Origin of the sequence: Stenotrophomonas sp. G106K1, from assembly GCF_037969685.1 — a bacterium.
Classification (GTDB): domain Bacteria; phylum Pseudomonadota; class Gammaproteobacteria; order Xanthomonadales; family Xanthomonadaceae; genus Stenotrophomonas; species Stenotrophomonas lactitubi.
In genome coordinates this window covers 25,420-47,340 of the sequence record NZ_JBBPFR010000012.1, presented here as the reverse complement: position 1 = coordinate 47,340, position 21,921 = coordinate 25,420, and the positions used below count along the sequence as shown (strand labels likewise).

The window sequence follows — 21,921 nt, the reverse complement described above, 5'->3', positions numbered from 1 at the left end:
CAACGCACCACCCACCCACTGACCAGGAGCATCCCGATGTCCATCGAAAAGGTTCTGTACACCGCCCAGGCCACCTCCACCGGCGGCCGCGAAGGCCGTTCCGTGTCCTCCGACAACGTGCTGGACATCCAGCTGTCGACCCCGCGCGAGCTGGGCGGCGCTGGCGGCCCGGGCACCAATCCGGAACAGCTGTTCGCTGCGGGCTATTCGGCCTGCTTCCTCGGCGCACTGAAGTTCGTCGCCGGCCAGGCCAAGGTCGCACTGCCGGCCGACACCACCGTGACCGGCAAGGTCGGCATCGGCCAGATCCCGACCGGTTTCGGCATCGAAGCCGAGCTGACCATCAACGTGCCGGGCGTGCCACGCGAGCAGGTGGAAGAACTGGTGCAGAAGGCACACATCGTCTGCCCGTACTCCAACGCTACCCGCGGCAACATCGACGTGACGCTGATCGTTGCCTGATGCGGCAGGGGTCAGAGCCCTTTCGCGCTGCGAAAGGGATCCGACCCCAAAAAAATGGGCGGATGCCGGTCGAAACCGGGCATCCGCCCATCCCACCTTCGTTGTCCCACAAGGGGGCATGAGGTTGCCGGCCAGCGGCCGGCACTACCAGGTCACTTTTCGCTCGTGATCAACTGCACGACGCTGGAGAAATCCAGCTTGCCGCGGCCGGCCTGGTGATTCATCGAATACAGATTGCGGGCCACTTCGCCCAACGGGATCGAGGCGCCGACGCTCATCGCCGCTTCCACCGCCAGGCCCATGTCCTTCAGCATCAGGTCGCTGCCGAAGCCGCCGCTGTAGCCGCGCGACGCCGGTGCGTTCTCCAGCACGCCCGGCCACGGGTTGCACACTTCGGTGGCCCAGCTGCGGCCGGTGCTGACCGCCATCATCTGCGACAGCACCTTCGGGTCCAGCCCGTGCGCCACGCCAAGCGCGATGGCTTCGCCGGTGACGGCCATGATCACGCCCAGCGCCATGTTGTTGCAAAGTTTGGCGACCTGGCCGGCGCCACTGGCGCCCACATGGAAGATGTTCTTGCCCATCGCCTGCAGCACCGGGCGGGCGCGTTCCAGCGCGTCCTCTTCACCACCGACGATGAAGGTCAGCGTGCCGGCCTGCGCGCCAGCAGTGCCGCCGGACACCGGCGCGTCGATCATCTGCAGGCCTCGTGCGGCGGCCGCTTCGGAGACCTTGCGCGCGCTGGCCGGGGCGATCGTGCTGCAGTCGATGACCAGCGCACCGGCGGGAATCGCGGCAAGGATGCCGTCGTCGCCCAGGTACACGCCTTCGACGTGGCGGCTGGCCGGCAGCATCGAGATAACCACCTCGGCGTCAGCCAGGGTTTCGCGTGCCGATGCAGAAGCACTGGCACCGGCGTCGACCGCCGCCTGCACTGCGGCCGGCACCAGATCGAACACGCGCACGGTGTGGCCGTTCTTGACCAGATTGGCGGCCATCGGGCCACCCATGTTGCCCAACCCAATGAATGCAATGCGGCTCATGCCAGGCTCCTTTCAGCGACAGGGGTACCCAGGTCGGCCAGCGGATGTGCGGCATCGGCCCAGGGGGAAGCGAAGAACGTGTCGGCCCATGCGCGGCTGGCCTCGGCCAGCGTGGCCGGCTTCCACTGCGGGTTGCGATCCTTGTCGATCAGCAGCGCGCGGATGCCTTCGGCGAAATCGCCATGGGCGGCGCAATGCAGTGCGGTGATGTATTCCAGCCGATAGACGCTAGCCAGATCCTGGCCGACGCTGCGGCGCTGCAGTTCAAAGGCCAGCCGCGCCGAACCCGGCGCACCCGCGGCGAGGGTCTTCTGTGCCGCCTGCAACCAGGCATCATCGGTCTGCAGGGTGCTGATGCGTTCGACGATGGCGGCGAGATCATCGCCTTCGCACAGCGCATCGACCTGCGCGGCATTGGCCAGCAGCGGGCCGGTAGCTGCGTCGCTGGCGAACGACAGCAGCAGCTGCGACAGACGTTCGTGGTTGCGTGCGGCATCGGCCGACCACGCCACCTGCAGCAGCGCATCGAACACCGCGCTGCGGCGTTCCTCGGTCACGTGCACGTCGGCCAGGCCGGCGTAGATCGCATCGCCCGGGTTGAGTAGTGCACCGGTCAGGGCCAGGAACAGGCCACCGTTGCCCGGTACGCGCGGCAGCAGCCAGCTGCCACCCACGTCAGGGAACAAGCCGACAGTGATTTCCGGGAAGGCCAGCTTGGAACGCTCGCTGACCACGCGATGGCTGGCACCGGACATCAGGCCGATGCCGCCGCCCATCACGATGCCATGGCCCCAGCACAGGATCGGCTTGGCGTAGGTATGGATCAGGTAGTCGACGCGGTACTCGACGTCGAAGAACTCGGCGGCATAGTCGTTCTCGCGGATGTCCGTGCGGCCGGCCCCGCGGTAGACGAGCATGCTCTGGTACAGGCTGTGCAGGTCACCGCCGGCACAGAATGCCTTTTCACCCGCGCCCTGCAGCACCACCAGCGCGATGCCGTCATCGTCGGCCCACGCGTTGAGCTGCTTCAACAGCAGATGTGCCATCGGCAGCGAGAAGCCATTGAGCGTACGCGGTGCGTTGAGCGTGGCGATGCCGATGCGCGCGCCGTTGCCAGCGGCGCGTTCTTCGAACAGTACCGGTGCTTCGGCAACGTTCGTGTCGACCGCGGTCATGCGTTCTTCCACTGCGCGGCGCGCTTTTCAAGGAAAGCACTTACGCCCTCGACCTGATCGGCGGTGTCGAACAGATCGACGAAAGCCTCGCGCTCGGCCACCAGTGCCGACGCATGGGTGCCGGTGCGGGTGGCCTGCACCAGGATCTTGCAGGCGGCAATGCTGGTCGGACTCTGCTTGCCAGCCTTCTTCGCCCAGTCCAGTGCCAGTGCCTTGGATTCGCCCTTGCCGACCTTCTCTTCGGCAAGACCAATCCGCACCGCCGTCTCGGCGTTGATGCGCTCGCCGAGCAGGATCATGCGCTTGGCCCAGCCCTCACCGACCAGGCGCGGCAGGTTCTGGGTGCCACCGGCGCACGGCAGCAGGCCAACGGTAGCCTCCGGCAGCGCGACCTGGGCGTGGTCTTCGATGATGCGCAGGTCGCAGGCCAGCGCGCATTCCAGGCCGCCGCCCATGGCGTAGCCGTTGATCGCAGCGATCGACACGCCACGGAACGCGGACAGCGCCTCGAAGGCTTCACCGAAGCGGCGCGCCGCTTCGCGTGCGGCAGCCTTGTCGCCAGAGGCGAACTGGTTGAGGTCGGCACCGGCAGAGAAGAACTTCTCGCCGTCACCGGTGATCACCAGCGCGTAGATATCGCGGTCTGCGTTGAGCGCGCCTATCAGGTCGCGCAGCGCCGACAGGCTGTGCACGGTCCAGGTATGCGCCGGCGGGTTGTGCAGGGTGACCACGGCGGTGTGGCCATCGGCCTCGACCTTCAGGCCCACGTGCTCCTGGGTACGCCAATCCTTCATCGCAGTTCCTCTTCGGTGTTGAGCAGGTGACGGGCAACGATCACCCGCATGATCTCGTTGGTGCCTTCCAGGATCTGGTGCACGCGGCTGTCGCGCAGCAAGCGCTCGATCGGATATTCGCGGATGTAGCCGTAGCCCCCGTGGATCTGCAGGGCTTCGTTGCAGATGTTGAAGCCGGCATCGGTGGCGAAACGCTTGGCCATCGCACACCACACGTTGGCATCGCTGGCGCCGGCATCGAGCTTGCGTGCAGCGGTATGCACCATCTGCCGCGCCGCGACCAGTTCGATGGCCATGTCGGCCAGCTTGAACTGCAGCGCCTGGAATTCGGACAACGCCTTGCCGAACTGGCGGCGCTCGCCCATGTAGCGGCGCGCTGCATCCAGCGCACCCTGCGCAGCACCCAGCGAGCAGGCGGCGATGTTGATGCGGCCGCCATCGAGCCCCTTCATCGCCAGCTTGAAGCCGCCACCTTCCTCTCCCAGAAGGTGGCTGACCGGCACGCGGACGTTTTCGAAGGTGATGCCGCGGGTGGGCTGGCTGTTCCAGCCCATCTTCTCTTCCTTGCGGCCGTAGCTGATGCCCGGCAGGTCAGCCGGCACCGCGATCGCGCTGACCCCGCCTGCACCGGCACCGCCGGTGCGTGCCATCACCACCAGCAGCTCAGTGGCACCGGCGCCGGAGATGAAGGCCTTGGCGCCATTCAACACATAGAAATCGCCATCGCGCACGGCGCTGGTCTTCAGCGAGGCTGCATCCGAACCGGCACCCGGCTCGGTCAGGCAGTACGAGGCCAGCTTGCTGCCCGACGACAGGTCATTGCCCCAGGCATCGCGCAGGGCCGGCTGGCCCCACTTGGACACCATCCACGACGCCATGTTGTGGATGCTGATGTAAGCCGCGGTCGACGGGTCGACGTTGGCGAGCTCCTCGATGACGACGGCGGCGTCCAGTCGGCTCAGGCCGCTGCCGCCCACTTCCGGGTCCATGTACAGACCGCAGAAGCCCAGTTCACCGGCCTTGGCGATCGCCTCGCGCGGAAAGATGCCCTCCGCATCCCACCGTGCGGCGTGCGGCGCCAGTTCGGCCTGTGCGAAGTCGCGCGCCGCTTCGCGGTACGCCTGCTGCGCTTCTTCCTGTTCCGTCGTCATCGAGTGGCTCATGGCTGCTCCCTGCGGTTACTTCAGGCTGATCGTGGTGTTGACGCCGTGGCTCAGCGTCTCGTCGTCGAACCAGCGCGCGGTGACGGTCTTGGTCTGCGTGTAGAACAGCACCACCTGCTTGCCGTACGGACCCAGGTCGCCGAGCTTGGAAGCGCGCGAACCGGTGAACGAGAACAGCGGCACCGGCACCGGGATCGGCACGTTGATGCCGACCTGGCCGACGTCGATGTCTTCCTGGAAGCGGCGTGCAGCGGCGCCGGACTGGGTGAACAGCGCGGTGCCGTTGCCGTTCGGGTTGCTGTTGACCATGGCGATGGCCTCATCCAGCGTTTCCGCTTCGAGGATGACCAGCACCGGCCCGAAGATTTCTTCCTGGTAGATGCGCATGTCGGTGGTGACACCGGCAAAGATGGTCGGGCCGACGAAGTTGCCCTTCTCGAACCCATCAACCTGCGGCTTGCGGCCATCCAGCACCAGCTTGGCGCCCTGCTCCACGCCCGAAGCGATCAGGCCTTCGACGCGATCACGCGCGCTGCAGGAAATGACCGGGCCGACGTCGGTGCCGGCAACCGTGCCACCGCTGACCTTCAGGGTCTTGGCCTTCTCAACCAGGTCCTGCACCCAACCGCGCGCTTCACCCACCAGCACCAGGGTGGAGGCGGCCATGCAGCGCTGGCCGGCCGCACCGAAGGCAGCGCCGACCATCGCGTTGAGGGTCTGCTCCTTGTTGGCGTCCGGCAGTACCACGGCGTGGTTCTTGGCGCCCATCATGCACTGCACGCGCTTGCCGGCCAGCGAGGCGCGGTTGTACACGTGGGTGCCGACGCGGGTGGAACCGACGAACGAAACGGCCTTGATGTCCGGGTGGTCGCAGATGGCGTTGACCACTTCCTCGCCACCGTGGACGACGTTCAGCACGCCCTTCGGAATACCGGCTTCCAGGGCAAGCTCGACCAGGCGCATGGTGACCATCGGGTCCTGCTCGGACGGCTTGAGGATGAAGGTGTTGCCGGTGGCAATGGCCATCGGGAACATCCACAGCGGGATCATCGCCGGGAAGTTGAACGGGGTGATGCCTGCGCACACGCCCAGCGGCTGCATGATCGAGTAGGTGTCGACACCGTTGGCCACGTTGTTGGCCAGTTCGCCCAACTGCAGGTTGCCGATGGCGGCCGCATGCTCGACCACTTCCAGGCCGCGGAACACATCGCCTTCGGCGTCCGGCAGGGTCTTGCCCTGTTCGGCGGTGAGGATGTGCGCCAGCTCGCTCATGTTTTCGCGTATCAGCTGCTGGTACTTCAGGAAGATGCGCGCGCGGGTACCGATCGGGGTCTTGCGCCAGGTCTTGAAGGCTTCCTTGGCGGCGGCAACGGCCGCGTCGACTTCACCTGTGGTGGCGAACGGCACCTGGGCCAGCACGTCCTGGGTGGCCGGATTGATCACGTCCTGCCAGTGGGAGGTGGCCGATTCAACGAACTGGCCATCGATCAGCATGCGGATACGGGGCGCTGCAACAGTCATGACGACAATCCACGGGGTGCGAAAGATGCTTGGCATTATTCACAGCAGCCAACTCGATTTCCGGCCTGAATCCGCTTAATCTGGCCAATGCCCGCCACGATTCCTGTTAATTTTGTGAATTATTCAGCCCCCCAGCGCCAACTTGGTCTGCGTCTGCTGCGCCTACGCGAGCAGCGCGGTTACAGCCAGGCCGACCTTGCCCGCGCTCTGGGGCTCTCGGCCAGCTACCTGAACCAGATCGAGCGCAACAAACGTCCGCTGACGCCTGCGGTGCAGAAAAGGCTGGGCGAGGTGTTGGGCGATGTTTCCGCCCTGTTCGACGACAATGAGCCCGCCGCGCTACAGGAGTCGCTGGGCGAGACCTTGCGCGACCTGGGCCTGGCCGACGTCAGCGCCACCGAACTGCGGGCGTTGGCCGGCAACCTGCCGCAGGTCAGCCGCGCGCTGCTGGACCTGCACCGCCGCCACCTGGCATTGCGCGAGCATGCCGCCGCGCTGGAATTCCAGTTGGGCGAGCCAGGCGCGGGCAGCACGCTGCCGGCCGGGGACCAGGTGCGCGAGTTCTTCAACCGGATGCACAACCACATCCCCGAACTGGATGAACTGGCCGAGCAGCTGTTCGCCGAATGGGGGCTGGCGCCGGGACACGTGGCACCACGGCTGCGCCAGTTGCTGGCCGATCGCCACGGTGTGCTGGTGGAAGTGGCCGCGCTGCAGGCAGGCCGAGAGAAGCGCCAGTACGATGCCGGCAGCCGCACGTTGTGGCTGCCCGATTACCTGGAGCCGGGCCAGCAGGCGTTCCAGATGGCGGTCGAGCTCGCACTGCGCGGCTACCTGCCGCAGATCGACGCGGTGATCGCGCGCACCGGCTTCACCGACGAGGCCCGCATCGCGCAGGCACGCGTCGGCCTGTCCAACTACTTCGCCGGCGCGCTGGTGATGCCGTACATGCGCTTTCTGCGCGCGGCCGAGGCCAGCAGCTATGACATCGAGCTGCTGGCGCACCAGTTCGGCGTGGGATTCGAGGCGGTCTGCCATCGCTTGAGTACGCTGGCACGCCGCAGCGCCCCGGGCCTGCCGTTCTTCTTCATCCGCGTAGACCGCGCCGGCAATGTGTCCAAGCGTCACTCGGCCACCGATTTCCACTTCTCGCAGGTAGGTGGTTCGTGCCCGTTGTGGATCGTCTACGAGGCATTCAACCAGCCCGGACGCATCCTCACACAGACCGCGCGCATGCCCGATGGCCGCCGTCATTTCTGGCTGGCGCGGCAGGTCAGCAGCGGCCCGGTGGGCCACGGTCAGCCACGCAAGACCTTCGCGGTGGCACTGGGCTGTGACCTGCAGCATGCGGACAGGCTGGTGTATTCGCTGGGGCTGGACGTGCAGAGCCCGGGCAATTCGGTGTCGATCGGGCCGGGCTGCCGGGTGTGCCCGCGCGAGGACTGCATGCAGCGCGCGTTTACCCAGTTGCCGGGAAGGTAGGGGTTGGTTCGGCAGGGCTGCGCCCTGCACCTGCAGAGGCAACGTCAACGTCAACGTCAAAAGCTGCCTATCCGTGGCGGGGTGGGTCCGGTTGCGGGGGACGCCGTGAATCCGTCCCTGGAGGCTTGGGCGCGCCATCCATGGCGCTTACACCCCCGCAACCGGACCCACCCCGCCTTCGACAGATTTTCGCTATCTGCCGCTGTTGGTGGGTGTCGACCTTGGTCGACACGGTAGATCCACGCCATGCGTGGATGCTCTTCGATGAATTGTCGACTATTCGATTTCGATGGAGATTCATCCACGCATGGCGTGGATCTACTAAACCATGTGGCTTTCCAATGATGCGATCATCCGCGCCGAGCAGCAGTGGGAACGCGGTGACATTGCGCGGCGATGCGATAGCCCGAGTAGATCCACGCCACGCGTGGATGCCTCCACTCAATAGATCGGCGTCACCTTCATCTGCGGCAACGGCCGTGGCGAGCCGTCGGTGAGGTCGGGACCGAGGTCATCCCAACTGCGCCCCTGCTCCACCATCAGCCCCCACAGCTGCTGCGACGCCATCCGCTTGTCTTCCGAACCCAGTTTGTAGGACGGCGGCGGCGGCGCGCCGGTGGCCACCATCGCATAGGCCGCGCGATAGGCCAGCACCTGCTGCGCCGGATCGTCGGTGCGCGAAATCTCCAGCGTGTAGCGCTGGTAGGCCGAGGCCAGGTTGCGCCAACGGATCCAGTAATGGTTCTCGAACGAAAACGAACAGAAGCGTGCGCCGGCGAGGCTGCCCTTGTCGGCGATGCGGGTCAGCACCTCCTGCGGCATGTCCAGGTTCATGCCGCCCTCGTCGCCCTGCAGGCTCACATGCACGATGCGGTCGCGATACCCGGGCGCACGCGCCTGCAGCAGGTCGCGCCAGTTCTGCATGGTGGCTACCACCGCAAACAGGAAGCGGCCCAGTTCGCCGGCCGCCAACGGCGTGGCAATGGACTGGTAGTGCCGCTGCCATCCATGGCGGTTCTCGGTGGGCAGGAACACCGAGCGTTCCAGCGCCTGGCGGCTGTCGCTCTCGCGCACCACCGGCTCGGGGCGTTGCGGGTAGACCAGATTGATGGCGAAGGTCGGCCAGCGCGGTAGCGCCGCATCGAACAGGTGGATCGGGAAGTTGCTGCTGATGCCGCCATCGGAGAACCAGCACACCCGGAACGCGGTGATCACCGGACCGCAGGCCTGGCCTGCACTGGTCAGGCCTTCCATGCTGTCGGCCACGTTGTGCCCGGCCTCGCCTGTAGCCGTCGATGCCGGCTCGCAGCGACGCTCGCGACGCGAGGGTTCATGCAGCGGCACCGCGCTGATCAGCAGCGGGAAGCTGAGGCTCATGCGCGTGGCCACCAGTACCGGCAGCGACGCGCCCTGCGGCAGGTGGTAGTAGTTGCGGCCCTCAACCTCGCGCGGTGGACCAGCATGGTCGACCATCCACTGCACAACGCTGGCCGGGAACAGCTGCTCGAACTCCTCGCGCAGGAACCAGAACTGCGCACCGCCCAACGGCAGCGTGCGCGGTTCGTTGTGCGACACGCAGGTGGTGATCATCTGCAGCGTGATCGCATGCGGGCTGTCAGGCTCGCCCGCATAACGCGGCGCGTCGTGCAGATCGGCGAAGGTCAACGGTGCATCCATCGGTTTGCCTGACAACTGCTGCAGGCTTTCATGCAGCCACTCGGTCAGCGCCGGCGTGCCTGCGTCCCGGCTCATTCCACTGCACAGCCCCAGCAGGTTGCGTCGCGCCACCCGTGCCACGCGCAGCGCCGCCCCGGCTACACCTGCACCATAAGCACACAACAGCGACGGCAGCAGGGTCGCCGCCACGCCGCTCCAGCCACCGCCCCACCAGCCCAGGCCGAGCAGCAGTGCAAGCGACACCAGCACTTCCAGCGGCGCGATCTGGAACACCGCGATGGCCAGGCACAGCAGCTTGCGCGGCCAACCGGCGTTGCCGGTCAGCACCACCAGCAGCCGGTACGCTGCGCGCGCGCCAGCGGCGGGTTGGAACAGGCTGTAGATGAATCCACGCCGCGACAGCTGTGCCGACACCGCCGACAGGCCGCCATATCCCGCATCGCCCGGCAGATGTTCGCCCCGTTGCTGGCGGCGGTCGCCGTATGCCGCAGCGGCGGCCACGGCAGCGGCGATCGCACCGGCCGAGGTGCCGCCGATGCTCTTGAAACGGTATTCGCGGGCCAGTGCGAGCACCGCGTTGGGATACACAATGCCGCTGGTGATGCCGCCTTTCATGACCAGATCGCAGTACTTGTCTGCCACTACCCTTCCTCCGCTTGCCAACGGCGCGCCGCAGCGCGTATTGCCATCCCTGGACCGGTGAGACCTGCCTGTCATTGCCATAGCGCTTGGACGCGGGGCACGGGAACGTGTGAAAGGTTCCCATCCAACGCCAGGAATGCAGTATGACGTGGAGCCCTCTCACTGCCTGAGACCACCGCCGCAGTTGTGCAGGCACGTGGCCGGCAGGCAGCCGCCATACCGTGCTGGCAGCTGTCTGGCACCACTGGCGGATACTTGACCGGCGGCACCGAAGGCGTAGCATCTGCAGCAAGCCAAGGGACAGACCCTTCGCTGCCACAACGACATGAGGGATTCTCATGGAATTCGACTATCTCGTCTTCATCGGGCGTTTCGAGCCCTTCCACAACGGCCATGCCGCCGTTGCCCGCCTTGCCCTGAGCAGGGCCCGCAAGCTGATCTTCCTGGTCGGCTCTGCCGATACCCCCCGCAGCCTGCGCAATCCCTGGACCGTGGCCGAACGCGCCGTGATGATCCAGGCCGCCCTCGATGGCAACGCCGATCGCCTGCTGATCCAGCCGCTGCGCGACCACCTGTACAACGAAGCACAGTGGATCGCCAGCGTGCAGCGCCATGTGGCCGAAGCCCTGCGCAACGATGGCGCCGCATCCGATGCGAAGGTCGGCCTGATCGGCATGGACAAGGATGCTTCCAGCTACTACCTGCGGGAGTTCCCGCAATGGCCGCTGGTCGACGTGCAGCACACCGCCACGTTGTCGGCCACCGAGCTGCGCCGTTACCTGTTCGAAGCCGGCGACGTGGACTTCCACGGTGCACTGCTGATGCTGCGCGGCAATGTACCGGCACCGGTGTACGACATGCTCGAGGCGTTCCGCAGAAGCTCGCCGGCGTATGCGCAGCTGGTGGCCGAGTACCGTTTCATCGAACAGTACAAGGCCGCCTGGAAGGATGCGCCGTACGCGCCCACCTTCGTCACCACCGATGCAGTGGTGGTGCACTCGGGCCACGTACTGCTGGTCCGCCGTCGTTCGGCACCGGGCAAGGGCCTGTGGGCGCTGCCGGGCGGCTTCGTCGGCCAGGAGCAGAGCCTGCTCGACAGCTGCCTGCGCGAACTGCGCGAGGAAACCCGGCTGAAGATTCCACTGCCGGTGCTGAAAGGCTCGCTGAAGGGCCAGCAGGTGTTCGACCACCCCGAGCGCAGCCAGCGCGGCCGCACCATTACCCATGCCTTCCACTTCGAATTCCCCGCTGGCGAACTGCCGGCGGTGCGCGGTGGCGACGACGCCGACAAGGCCCGCTGGATTCCGGTCAGCGAGGCGCTGGACATGGGCCCGCAGCTGTTTGAAGACCACCTGCACATCCTGGAGTACTTCCTGGGCCGGGGCTGATCGCACTGGACTCTGCAGAACCCGTTTTTCCCCACCGGCGGACAGACCGCCGGTGCCACTCGACGCGAAGGAGCTTCCGTCATGCATTACCTCGATAACCTTCTCCTCAACACCGACAGCTACAAGGCCAGCCACTGGCTGCAGTACCCGCCGGGTACCGACGCCACGTTCTTCTACGTGGAATCGCGCGGCGGCCTGCACGATCGCACGGTGTTCTTCGGCCTGCAGGCGATCCTCAAGGATGCCCTGGCACGGCCCGTCACCCACGCCGACATCGACGACGCCGCAGCGCTGTTCGCCGCGCATGGCGAACCGTTCAACGAAGCCGGCTGGCGCGATATCGTCGACCGTCTCGGCGGCCATCTGCCGGTACGCATCCGCGCCGTACCCGAGGGCAGCGTGGTGCCCACGCAGCAAGCACTGATGACCATCGAGTCGACCGACCCCGCCGCCTTCTGGGTGCCGTCCTACCTGGAAACCCTGCTGCTGCGCGTGTGGTACCCGGTCACCGTGGCGACCATCAGCTGGCATGCGCGGCAGACCATCTCCGCTTTCCTGCAGCAGACCAGCGATGACCCGCAGGGGCAGCTGCCGTTCAAGCTGCACGACTTCGGCGCACGCGGCGTCTCCAGCCTGGAATCTGCCGCACTTGGCGGTGCCGCGCACCTGGTCAACTTCCTTGGCACCGATACGGTATCGGCGCTGTGCCTTGCACGCGCGCACTACCACGCGCCGATAGCGGGCTATTCGATTCCGGCCGCCGAGCACAGCACCATCACCAGCTGGGGCCGCGAGCGCGAAGTGGATGCGTACCGCAACATGCTGCGCCAGTTCGGCACGCCCGGTGCGATCGTGGCCGTGGTGTCGGACAGCTATGACATCTACCGCGCCATCAGCGAACACTGGGGTACCACCCTGCGCGATGAAGTGATCGCTTCCGGTGCCACCCTGGTCATCCGCCCCGATTCGGGCGACCCGGTCGAGGTGGTCGCCGAGAGCCTGCTGCGGCTGGATGCCGCGTTCGGTCACACGATCAACGGCAAGGGTTACAAGGTGCTCAACCACGTCCGTGTCATCCAGGGCGATGGCATCAACCCGGACACGATCCGCGCGATCCTGCAGCGCACCACCGATGATGGCTACTCGGCCGACAACGTGGCCTTCGGCATGGGCGGCGCCCTGCTGCAGCGGCTGGACCGCGATACGCAGAAGTTCGCACTGAAGTGCTCGGCAGCGCGGGTGGACGGTGCCTGGATCGACGTCTACAAGGATCCGGTCACCGATGCCGGCAAGGCCAGCAAGCGCGGCCGTATGCGCCTGCTGCGCCGTTTGGGCGACGGCAGCCTGCATACGGTGCCGCTGCCGGCCGATGGCGATGACACCCTGCCGGTCGGCTTCGAGGACGCGATGGTGACCGTGTGGGAGAACGGCCGCCTGGTGCATGACCAGCGGCTGGATGACATCCGCGCGCGGGCGGCTGCGGGGCGTTGAGGACCCGTCCACGCATGGCGTAGATCTACCTGGGGGTCAGAGCCCGTTGCGGGGCAACGGGGTCCGCCCCCCAGGGCCTTGACCGGCGCCGTCAACACGTCCACCGTGGGCGCGCCGAAGGTATCCCTGCCGTGGCTGGATGGTGGCAGGGATTTGAACGGGAATCCGGTGAAGGCGCCTCGCGCGCCCATTCCGGAGCTGCCCCGCAGCGGTGAATGGAAACGAATCCTGCCAACAGCACTGGGCTCGCGCCTGGGAAGCGGCAGGTAGTAGGTGGGCCGCGGCCCGTGTCCATCAGCCCGAATACCGGCCCCGGCCGGGGGACACGACCGTCCCCTGATTCGACCTGGAATCTCCGCGGGGAGGTTGCCGGGGCCATCGTCGTCCTGCACGTGCAGGCGGTGTGGTCGCGCGCGTCCTGTTCACGGTTTCCGGCCAGACCTGCTGCCCACGCCCACACGCACCCTACGATGACCGAGCTCCAACGCCCAACCTTGACCCTTCCCGACAACGGCCAGCGCCTGCTGCTGCACTCGTGCTGCGCGCCGTGCTCGGGCGAAGTGATGGAGGCGATCACCGCCTCCGGGATCGACTACGCGATCTTCTTCTACAACCCCAACATCCATCCGGTGAAGGAATACGAGCTGCGCAAGCAGGAGAACATCCGCTTCGCCGAGCAGCACAACATTCCCTTCATCGACTGCGACTACGACACCGACAACTGGTTCAGCCGTGCGCGTGGCATGGAGAACGAACCCGAGCGCGGCATCCGCTGCACGATGTGCTTCGACATGCGTTTCGAGCGCACCGCGCTGTACGCGCACGAGCACGGCTACGACACCATCAGCTCTTCGCTGGGCATCTCGCGCTGGAAGAACATGGCGCAAATCAACGACTGTGGCGTGCGCGCCGCCTCGCGTTACGAAGGCCTGCAGTACTGGGACTACAACTGGCGCAAGGGTGGTGGTGCCAGCCGCATGGTCGAGATCAGCAAACGCGAGCAGTTCTACCAGCAGGAATACTGTGGCTGCGTGTACTCGCTGCGCGATGCCAACCGCCACCGCCGCGAGAACGGCCGCGAGCGCATCAAGATCGGCCTGCTGTATTACGGGCAGGACAATGACGCCGCCAGCAGCGATTGACGTGCGCGCGAGGGGCGGCCACGCTGGTCGCCCTTCTTCCGTTGTGCCGGACCTGCCATGACCGCCCTGCCCGCTGATGTCGCCCTGCTGGTGATCGACCTGCAGCCGGACTTCATGCCCGGTGGCGCCCTCGCCTGCGAACAGGGCGATGCACTGGTGGCGCCGATCACGGCACTGCTGGCCGAGCGCCGCTACCGCACCGTGGTGGCGACCCAGGACTGGCATCCGGCCGACCATGCCTCGTTTGCCAGCCAGCATCCGGGGCATCTGCCTTTTGAAGCGATCCTGCTGCACGCACAGCCGCAGACCCTGTGGCCGGACCACTGCGTGCAGGGCAGCGCGGGCGCCGCACTGCACCCGGGTGTGGACTGGACCGTGGCCGACCTGATCCTGCGCAAGGGCACCCGCCAGCAGGTGGATTCGTACAGCGCCTTCCGCGAAAACCACGGCCCCGACGGCACGCGCCCGGCGACCGGACTGGCCGGCTGGCTGCACGAACGTGGGATCCGCGAGGTGCACGTGTGCGGGTTGGCACGCGATTACTGCGTGCTGTGGAGCGCGCAGGACGCGATGAAGTCCGGCTTCCGGGTGAAGTTCCTGTGGGAGCTGACCCGACCGGTGACCGATGCCAACGACGGCATGGTGCGCGAGGCCCTGGCGAAGGCGAGGATTGCGGTCGCCTGACGCGTGGCGGTAGTGCCGGCCGCTGGCCGGCAACCCTTGGATCCCCGCAGTTGCCGGCCAACGGCCGGCACTACCTGAAGACCACCGTGCGGTGCCCGTTGAGCAGGATACGGTGCTCCACGTGCCGGCGTACCGCGCGCGCCAGTACCTGCGATTCGGTATCGCTGCCCAGCCGCACCAGCTCGCGGGGAGTCATCGCGTGATCCACGCGGGCCACGTCCTGCTCGATGATCGGGCCTTCGTCCAGGTCTTCGGTGACATAGTGCGCGGTGGCGCCGATGATCTTGACCCCGCGCGCGTGCGCCTGGTGGTACGGCTGGGCGCCCTTGAAGCTGGGCAGGAAGCTGTGGTGGATGTTGATTGCCCTGCCCGCCAGCGCACGGCACAGCGTGGGCGAAAGAATCTGCATGTAGCGCGCCAGCACCACCAGGTCGATGCGCTCGCGCTCGACGAGGTCGATGATCTGCTGTTCCTGCGCCGCGCGCGTGTCGGCGTTCACCGGCAGGTGGTGGAACGGCACCTGGTAGGACGCCGCCAGCGCTGCGAAGTCTGCATGGTTGGATGCCACCGCAGCGATATCCACCTTCAGCTGGCCGCTGTGTGCACGGAACAGCAGGTCGTTCAGGCAATGGCCCTGCTTGCTGACCAGTACCATCAGGCGTGGCCGGCGGCGCCCGTCATGCAGCTGCCAGTCCATGCCGAAGTCCGCTGCCAGTGCGGCCATCGCGTTGTGCACGGTGTCCAGCGGCAGACCCGCATCGCGGTCGAAGTGCACGCGCAGGAAGAAGCGACCGCTCTCCTCGTCGCCGAACTGCTGGGCGTCGAGGATGTTGCAGCCGTGGTCGAACAACAGGCCCGACACGCGGTAGACGATGCCGGTGCGATCGGGACAGGAGAGGGTGAGGATGGAATCGGGGCGCATTGCCCGAGTGTAGGGCAGCATGGTTGCGCGGTGGACTATGGTCACCGATGCAACCGACTGCTTGGTACAGACCCAAGCGATACTTGGCCTTCCGCATGGCAAGCTGGTCGGTCATGAACCTGTTGCAGCTCATCCGCAGCTTCACCCGCACCGCAGAGACCGGCAGCATTGCCGCTGCGGCACGCACCCTTGGCATCAGCGCCACCGCCGTGGGCCAGAACATCAACCGCCTGGAAGCTCACCTGGGCGTGCGCCTGCTGAACCGGAGTACGCGCCAGCTGGCGCTGAGCGAGGCCGGCACGGTGTACCTGGCACAGGTGCGCCATCTCGAAGCCGATCTGGCACGCGCGCAAGCCATGGTTACCGGCGATGTCGAACCGGCCGGGCCCCTGCGCATCGCCAGCAGCAGCGCGTTCGGTCGGCACGTGCTGGCACCGCTGCTGCCCTCACTGCAGCAGCGCTACCCGCAGCTGCAGCTGGAGCTGCGCCTGACCGATCGAGCCGTGCAACACGGTGCCGAGGCGGTGGATGCCAGCATCCGCATCGGCGCGCAGCTGGAGGACGGGCTGGTGGCGCGCCCTCTGGCACGCATTCCGTTCGTGTTCTGCGCATCGCCGGCGTACCTGCAGGCGCACGGCACGCCGCTGGAACCGGCGCAGCTGGCAACCCATCGCGGCCTGCTGCACCGCTTCCCCACCGACGGCCGGCCACTGCGCTGGGGCCTGCTGAAAGAGGGTCAACGCGTGGACGCAGCACTGCCGCCGAGCATGGTCTGCGATGACATCGATGCGCTGGCCGAACTGGCCGCCGCCGGTGCCGGTGTCACCCGGCTGGCGGCGTTCGTGGCCGAACCGTACCTGCACGACGGGCGCCTGCAACCGGTGTTCGGGCCCGCTACCGACTGGAAGCCGGAACCGATGGACGTCTACTTCTGCGTGAGCGATCGCCGCGATTTCACCGCCAAGATCCGCGCGCTGTTCGAGCACCTGCAGGCCGGTCTGCCGCCGGCCTGGCAGGTGTAGTGCTCAGCGCGGACTGAACACGCCGCGTGCGTCGCGCGGTTCGCAGCGCAGGTACTGCGGTGCCGGCACAACGCTGTCGCCCAGTGCCGCAGCGGCGTGCCACGGCCAACGCGGGTCGTACAGGATGCCGCGGGCCAGCGCGATGGCATCGGCCTGGTTGTGGCGCAGGATCGATTCGGCCTGCTCCGGCTCGGTGATCATGCCTACCGCGATCACCGGCATCCGCACCTTCTTGGCCTTGATCGCCGCTGCGAACGGCACCTGATAGCCCGGGCCGACGCTGATCTTCTGGCGCTCGTGCAGGCCGCCGCTGGACACATGCAGGAAATTGCAGCCGCGTGCGTCCAGCACCTGTGCCAGCGCCTCGCTCTGCACGATGTCCCAGCCACCCTCGACCCAGTCGCTGGCCGAGATGCGCACGCCCACGGCGACCTTGTCCGACACCGCGGCACGCACCGCATCGAACACTTCCACCAGCATCCGCAGGCGGTTCGGCAGCGAGCCGCCGTAGCCATCGGTGCGGCGGTTGCTCAGCGGCGACAGGAACTGGTGCAGCAGATAACCGTGCGCGGCATGGATCTCGATCAGCTCGAAGCCCAGGCGCTCGGCGCGCACCGCGCTGGCGGCGAAGGCGGCAACGATCCCGGCGATGCCGGCCTCGTCCAGTTCCTGCGGCGCCGGGTCGGCCGCATGGAACGGCAGCGGCGACGGGGCCACGGTCGTCCAGCCGCGCGCATCATCGGCCGGCAGCTGGCCACCGCCATCCCACGGGCGCGCCGTAGAGGCCTTGCGGCCGGCATGGGCCAACTGCACGCCCAATGGCATCGGCGACCAGCGGCGCACGCTGGCCAGCACCTGCGCCAGGGCCGCTTCGGTACCGTCATCCCACAAGCCCAGATCGGCCCAGCTGATGCGGCCTCGCGCTTCGACCGCGGTGGCCTCCAGGATCAACAGACCCGCACCGGACTGCGCCAGGTTGCCCAGATGCATGGCATGCCAGTCGCTGGCGCGGCCGTCTTCGGCGGAGTACTGGCACATCGGCGCGACGACGATGCGGTTGGACAGGGTCAGGGGGCCGAAGGAGATCGGCGAAAACAGCTGGCTCAAGACGGTAAGGACATGCGGAGGGGGTGCGTATTGCACCGCTGCACGGCCTGCGGATCAACCGTCTGGATGGATCGCTGTTTCGCGCGACCTGGCGCAGCCGAGCGTGGGCTCGGCTCTACAGACGCCGGCAGCCCTTGTAGAGCCGAGCCCATGCTCGGCTCACGGCATGGCCCAGCCAGCCAATGCCTCTGCGCAGTCCCGTTCATCCTTGAACTGCAGCAGGTCATCTGCGCGGGTGCGGCCACGGTTCAGCGCGGCCACCGGCAGGCCAGCCTTGGCCGCAGCCTGCACGAAGCGGAAGCCGGAATAGACCATCAGCGAAGAGCCGACCACCAGCACCGCATCAGCCTGCTGCAGGTGCTCATGCACCGCATCCACGCGCTCACGTGGCACGTTCTCGCCGAAGAACACCACGTCCGGCTTCAGCAGGCCGCCGCAGTGCGGGCAGTCCGGCACCGCGAACGCCGAGAAGTCGGTTTCCAGATCGGCGTCGCCGTCGGGCGCGATACCGGCCTCCAACAACTCCCAGCCGGGGTTGGCGTCCAGCAGCTGCTGCTGGAAGCCCTCACGCGCGCTGCGACGTTCGCAGCCCATGCAACGCACCAGGTCCAGGCGACCGTGCAGGTCGATCACGTTGCGGCTGCCGGCACGCTGGTGCAGGCCATCCACGTTCTGGGTCAGCAGCACCTGCAGCTTGCCGCTGTCCTCCAGTGCGGCCAGCGCCCGGTGGGTGCCGTTGGGCCGGGCCCGGCCGAAGCGCGGCCAGCCCAGCAGGCTGCGCGCCCAGTACCGCTGGCGGGTGGCGGCCTCGTCCATGAAGGCCTGGTAGGTCACCGGTGGCGTGCGCTTCCACTGGCCATCGGCATCGCGGTAATCGGGGATGCCCGAAGCGGTGCTGCAGCCGGCGCCGGTCAGCACGAACAGGCGTTGGGCGCGGTCGATGAAGTCGGTGAGCGGCGGGGTCATGGCAGCCAGATGGGGGCGCGCGGGCGCCCCCGCAAGCAGGTGGCTCAGGCGGTCGACGCGCCGGGCAGCTGCGGCACGGTCACCGGGTGGCCATCGTCGCCCAGCGCGATCATCACGAAGTGACCGCGAGTGCACAGCTTGCGCTCGCCGCTGTGCAGGTCCTCGGCGATCAGCTCCACCTCGACCTTCATCGAGCTGCGGCCGACTTCGACGATGCGGCCGATGGTCTCCACCATCTGGCCGATGCGGATCGGCAGCTTGAAATCGACCTGGTCGCTGCGCGCGGTCACCACGGTGCGGCGCGAGTAGCGGGCGGCGGCCAGGAAGGCGGCCTTGTCCATCCATGCCAGCGCCTGACCACCGAACAGGGTGCCCATGTGATTGGTGTGGTTGGGGAAGACGATTTCGGCCATGCGCACTTCGGTCGGCGGCACGGTCTCGGGAATGGGGGTCATGGGGGCGGTTCGGGTGTGGGGTAAGACGGATTTTAAGGCAGGTGGCGTGCAGGCAGCGCTACACTTCGACACCCCCACTGCGTGAGCCCACCATGCCCGCCACGTCCGACCTGCTGGCCTTCGCCCTTGTCTCGCTGGCCATGGTGCTGACACCCGGGCCGAACATGATCTACGTGATCTCGCGCTCGATCTGCCAGGGCCGCGTGGCCGGGCTGATCTCGCTGGGCGGGGTGGCGATGGGCTTCGTCTTCTACATGCTGTGCGCGGCGCTGGGCATCACCGCGCTGCTGATGGCCGTGCCGTTCGCCTACGACGCGCTGCGCATCGGCGGCGCGCTGTACCTGCTGTACCTGGCCTGGCAGGCGTTGAAGCCGGGCGGCCGCTCGCCGTTCGCGGTGCGTGACCTGCCGGTGGACGGCCCGCGCAAGCTGTTCGCGATGGGCTTTCTGACCAACGTGCTGAACCCCAAGGTCGCGGTGATGTACCTGTCCCTGCTGCCGCAGTTCCTGCACCCTGACAGCGAAGGCGGCGTGCTGATGCAGTCGCTGGTGCTGGGTTCCACCCAGCTGCTGGTCAGCGTGAGCGTGAACGCGGTGATCGCGATAATGGCCGGCAGCATCGCCGGCTTCCTCGCCGCCCGCCCCACCTGGCAGGCGGTGCAGCGGTGGTTCATGGGCACGGTGCTGGCCGGACTGGCCGTGCGCATGGCGGTGGATGGGCGGCGGTGATGACCCTTCCGATGCTGCAGCGATACTCCTATCTCAAGATCGATGGGCCGTCCTGCGTATGAACATGCTGTGCCGGCTGTAGTTCAAGGATCGCTGCTTGCGATTGACTCAATGCATCAGCACGATGAAGCGACTCCGCTTCAGGCGCACGAAGCGCATCCATCGTATTCATGTGTCCTCGGCGATGGGCTGGATCATCCATTGCTCCCTCCACTATGAAGACCCTCTCACCACGAGCCAGGCTTTCTGTCGGGTTATTCAACACAGCATGGTCAACCGCGAAAGCCCCTGCTCCTTCGCCAGTACCAGCAGGCTTGCGGACATGCGCTGACTCGACTCGTCCCACGGCTTCCCATGCTCGGTGTCCAAGCGTTCCACACCAGCCCTGATCTGCATATAGAGAGCACGGTCTGCATCGCCAAGTTCAGCTGTTGAAGAAGGCACTCGATGTAGCGACGGCGAGTCGTCGATGGAAGTACCAACTCTCTCCGCAACCGCAGTGCGTTCGGCGTCAAGATCTGGCTCCGGCCTGCGCCGTCGCTGCCGCTGCGAGGGCGCTATGTGCTGGTCATAGTGTGCGCCGTAGTAAAGCTCGTAGTTCGCATGAGGACCAACAGACGGAGCCTCTGTCTTGAACACCTCAGCGATCTGCCCCAGTGCTTGGTTACGGTTGATCTGTCCGGCCTGGAGTTCCGCCGCAATGGCTCCATACTGCTGCGGCCGATTACCCGTGCCCGATACGCCAATGTCCGGCCCCCCGGCCGCGACAATTTCGCGCTGGACCTGGACATTGCTGAGGGTCGCAGCGGCTTCTCCTCGCAACTTGCTGTTCACATAGGCTTGCTTAGAAGTTCGATTTTCGGGTTCGGTGAAGAGATGGTGCCAACTTCGTGAGAAAGAGAACGTGCGATTCTGGAGCCTTGCCCGATTGCGTTCTCTTCAATAACGATCTTCACACCGGGAATAAGATAGGTGCCGTCACCGACTCGCCCCCATTCGACACCCAGGTTGTCGCGATCAGCCTGTGCGAGACCCGCTCGAAGTGTTGGGGATTTCGCCAGAAGCGGCGCCAGCGATGGGTCAACCAATGGCGAAGCCGGACGGCGTGCAGCTCCTGGCCGACTGGCCTCCCGCTGCTGTGGCAGTGCAAAGTCTTCAGTACGTTCCATGGTGTGGCTCCTGCGCCATGACAGGGCGGTCAGCGCTGACTGATCAGTACATGGGTAAGCGTTTTTTGGTCAGGGGCGAGCTGGAGCACGACCTTGACTCCGTTCACCTGAGCGGACCAGTAAGCGCGGGAGCCAGGCGCATCGGGGTGAGGTGGCTCTATGGTGGAGTCCTCCCAGATGATCTCCTCGAGCGCAATGCTTGGTGGCGCGACATCGAAGGTCAGCTTTGCAAGCGCAGGATTGTCGACATCACTTCTCAGCGTGATGTTCCGGACCTCAAGGTCGCCCAACCTTCCGCGTTCTGCGGTCCGCTCGTCCCTCAGGCCCTGTCGCGTCGGCGCACCCAGGTGCGTGTGAAGTTGTTCATTCAATGCGTCGACATCATCAAAACGCACGCTAGCCAAACGCTCGATATCGTTCTTGAATCGCTCCGTACCAATTTCACTCCCTGATTTGACGGACTGTCTTTGATTCAAATGATGCGAGGGGGTTGGGCGTGCACCGCTCGAACACGCTGACAGTACCAACGCTGCAATAGTGATTGTGAGGCAGCGATACCCTGCTACCCAGGGGCGGCGCCGAAGTCCACCTTTTGATGAAGAAGCGCATTTCTCGACCGATGCATCCATGAAAGTACCTCTCGCGGGAGTCCCACTTTCGCGAATCTAGCACGACGTCGGAGTCAAGCAGGTCACTGGCCGTGGGCACTCAGGCGCCGATGTGGAAAGTCGGCTCGGTAAATCGATCCACGGTCTTCACCGCTGGCGAAAGCGGTATGTGAATCCATCATCCACGCGCCCGGTGGCAACGGCTCGGAGATGGATGACCGACATCCGGGCACGGTGCTGGCCGGGTTGGCGGTGCGCACGGCACCCTGAAAACCTTCCG

Annotated in this window: 20 protein-coding genes, 1 pseudogene and 1 riboswitch; of the genes and pseudogenes, 8 read left to right on the top strand and 13 right to left on the bottom strand. The window is 66.3% G+C overall.

Annotated elements, in window-relative coordinates:
* Positions 1-36 precede the first annotated feature (36 nt).
* Positions 37-462: an organic hydroperoxide resistance protein gene (locus tag WKB25_RS12190; protein WP_004153735.1), complete on the top strand. Its 426-nt coding sequence runs from the start codon at positions 37-39 to the stop codon at positions 460-462.
* A 152-nt stretch (positions 463-614) separates the two neighbouring features.
* Here WKB25_RS12190 and mmsB read toward each other — a convergent pair whose 3' ends face one another.
* The 5 genes from mmsB to WKB25_RS12165 are packed head-to-tail and all read right to left on the bottom strand — an operon-like array spanning position 615 to position 6,158.
* A complete protein-coding gene (gene mmsB / locus WKB25_RS12185) occupies positions 615-1,505 on the bottom strand; it encodes a 3-hydroxyisobutyrate dehydrogenase (RefSeq protein ID WP_089241468.1) in 891 nt (296 codons plus the stop codon).
* A complete protein-coding gene (locus WKB25_RS12180; protein WP_340570944.1) occupies positions 1,502-2,680 on the bottom strand; it encodes an enoyl-CoA hydratase/isomerase family protein in 1,179 nt (392 codons plus the stop codon). Before WKB25_RS12180 ends, mmsB begins: the two co-directional genes overlap by 4 nt.
* Positions 2,677-3,474, bottom strand: coding sequence for an enoyl-CoA hydratase (locus WKB25_RS12175; RefSeq protein WP_340570942.1), 798 nt, complete (start codon positions 3,472-3,474; stop codon positions 2,677-2,679). The genes WKB25_RS12180 and WKB25_RS12175 overlap by 4 nt, the downstream gene beginning before the upstream one ends.
* Entirely contained in the window at positions 3,471-4,637 is a 1,167-nt protein-coding gene (locus WKB25_RS12170; RefSeq protein ID WP_099819603.1) for an acyl-CoA dehydrogenase family protein, read from the bottom strand. Before WKB25_RS12170 ends, WKB25_RS12175 begins: the two co-directional genes overlap by 4 nt.
* Positions 4,638-4,652: 15 nt before the next feature.
* Positions 4,653-6,158 carry a CoA-acylating methylmalonate-semialdehyde dehydrogenase gene (locus tag WKB25_RS12165; RefSeq protein WP_025875748.1) on the bottom strand — a complete coding sequence of 502 codons (1,506 nt, stop codon included), beginning with the start codon at positions 6,156-6,158 and terminating at the stop codon, positions 4,653-4,655.
* A 114-nt stretch (positions 6,159-6,272) separates the two neighbouring features.
* Here WKB25_RS12165 and WKB25_RS12160 point away from each other — a divergent pair, with 114 nt between their 5' ends.
* Positions 6,273-7,640 (top strand): short-chain fatty acyl-CoA regulator family protein, encoded by a 1,368-nt coding sequence (locus tag WKB25_RS12160; RefSeq protein ID WP_340570939.1) that lies wholly within the window; start codon positions 6,273-6,275, stop codon positions 7,638-7,640.
* A gap of 441 nt (positions 7,641-8,081) precedes the next feature.
* Here the strand turns inward: WKB25_RS12160 and WKB25_RS12155 are convergent, their stop codons facing one another.
* A complete protein-coding gene (locus WKB25_RS12155) occupies positions 8,082-9,959 on the bottom strand; it encodes a patatin-like phospholipase family protein (protein ID WP_340570937.1) in 1,878 nt (625 codons plus the stop codon).
* A 332-nt stretch (positions 9,960-10,291) separates the two neighbouring features.
* On the opposite strand from WKB25_RS12155, the gene WKB25_RS12150 reads away from it, so the two are divergent.
* The 4 genes from WKB25_RS12150 to pncA all read left to right on the top strand — a co-directional run bounded on the left by WKB25_RS12150 (position 10,292) and on the right by pncA (position 14,664).
* On the top strand, positions 10,292-11,347 hold the full coding sequence (locus WKB25_RS12150) for a bifunctional nicotinamide-nucleotide adenylyltransferase/Nudix hydroxylase (protein ID WP_180164849.1): 1,056 nt from the start codon (positions 10,292-10,294) through the stop codon (positions 11,345-11,347).
* An 81-nt stretch (positions 11,348-11,428) separates the two neighbouring features.
* Entirely contained in the window at positions 11,429-12,838 is a 1,410-nt protein-coding gene (locus tag WKB25_RS12145) for a nicotinate phosphoribosyltransferase (protein ID WP_340570935.1), read from the top strand.
* 115 nt (positions 12,839-12,953) lie between these two features.
* Positions 12,954-13,168: riboswitch (cobalamin riboswitch) on the top strand.
* Between the two features lie 140 nt (positions 13,169-13,308).
* Positions 13,309-13,980: an epoxyqueuosine reductase QueH gene (locus WKB25_RS12140; RefSeq protein WP_265953218.1), complete on the top strand. Its 672-nt coding sequence runs from the start codon at positions 13,309-13,311 to the stop codon at positions 13,978-13,980.
* A 57-nt stretch (positions 13,981-14,037) separates the two neighbouring features.
* On the top strand, positions 14,038-14,664 hold the full coding sequence (pncA, locus tag WKB25_RS12135) for a bifunctional nicotinamidase/pyrazinamidase (RefSeq protein WP_340570933.1): 627 nt from the start codon (positions 14,038-14,040) through the stop codon (positions 14,662-14,664).
* A 70-nt stretch (positions 14,665-14,734) separates the two neighbouring features.
* On the opposite strand, the gene purU is transcribed toward pncA, so the two are convergent.
* On the bottom strand, positions 14,735-15,586 hold the full coding sequence (purU, locus tag WKB25_RS12130; RefSeq protein ID WP_340570931.1) for a formyltetrahydrofolate deformylase: 852 nt from the start codon (positions 15,584-15,586) through the stop codon (positions 14,735-14,737).
* A gap of 113 nt (positions 15,587-15,699) precedes the next feature.
* Between purU and WKB25_RS12125 the strand changes: the two genes are divergently transcribed.
* Positions 15,700-16,608, top strand: a complete 909-nt coding sequence (locus tag WKB25_RS12125; protein ID WP_340570930.1) for a LysR family transcriptional regulator — start codon at positions 15,700-15,702, stop codon at positions 16,606-16,608.
* A gap of 3 nt (positions 16,609-16,611) precedes the next feature.
* Here WKB25_RS12125 and WKB25_RS12120 read toward each other — a convergent pair whose 3' ends face one another.
* From WKB25_RS12120 to WKB25_RS12110, 3 genes are all read right to left on the bottom strand, one after another.
* Positions 16,612-17,715, bottom strand: coding sequence for an NADH:flavin oxidoreductase/NADH oxidase (locus tag WKB25_RS12120; protein ID WP_340570929.1), 1,104 nt, complete (start codon positions 17,713-17,715; stop codon positions 16,612-16,614).
* A gap of 159 nt (positions 17,716-17,874) precedes the next feature.
* Complete coding sequence (locus WKB25_RS12115) at positions 17,875-18,681, bottom strand: NAD-dependent protein deacetylase (RefSeq protein WP_340570927.1); 807 nt, start codon at positions 18,679-18,681, stop codon at positions 17,875-17,877.
* A 44-nt stretch (positions 18,682-18,725) separates the two neighbouring features.
* A complete protein-coding gene (locus tag WKB25_RS12110; protein WP_340570925.1) occupies positions 18,726-19,136 on the bottom strand; it encodes an acyl-CoA thioesterase in 411 nt (136 codons plus the stop codon).
* 92 nt (positions 19,137-19,228) lie between these two features.
* Here WKB25_RS12110 and WKB25_RS12105 point away from each other — a divergent pair, with 92 nt between their 5' ends.
* The gene (locus tag WKB25_RS12105) at positions 19,229-19,864 is read left to right on the top strand and encodes a LysE family translocator (protein WP_340570923.1); all 636 of its coding nucleotides are present in this window, start codon (positions 19,229-19,231) and stop codon (positions 19,862-19,864) included.
* Between the two features lie 28 nt (positions 19,865-19,892).
* On the opposite strand, the pseudogene WKB25_RS12100 reads toward WKB25_RS12105, so the two are convergent.
* The 3 genes and pseudogenes from WKB25_RS12100 to WKB25_RS12090 form a co-directional block, all read right to left on the bottom strand.
* Positions 19,893-20,260 (bottom strand): annotated as a pseudogene (locus tag WKB25_RS12100) (XVIPCD domain-containing protein).
* A gap of 434 nt (positions 20,261-20,694) precedes the next feature.
* On the bottom strand, positions 20,695-21,033 hold the full coding sequence (locus tag WKB25_RS12095; protein ID WP_340570922.1) for a hypothetical protein: 339 nt from the start codon (positions 21,031-21,033) through the stop codon (positions 20,695-20,697).
* A 29-nt stretch (positions 21,034-21,062) separates the two neighbouring features.
* Positions 21,063-21,662 carry a hypothetical protein gene (locus WKB25_RS12090; RefSeq protein WP_340570921.1) on the bottom strand — a complete coding sequence of 200 codons (600 nt, stop codon included), beginning with the start codon at positions 21,660-21,662 and terminating at the stop codon, positions 21,063-21,065.
* Positions 21,663-21,921: the final 259 nt, after the last annotated feature.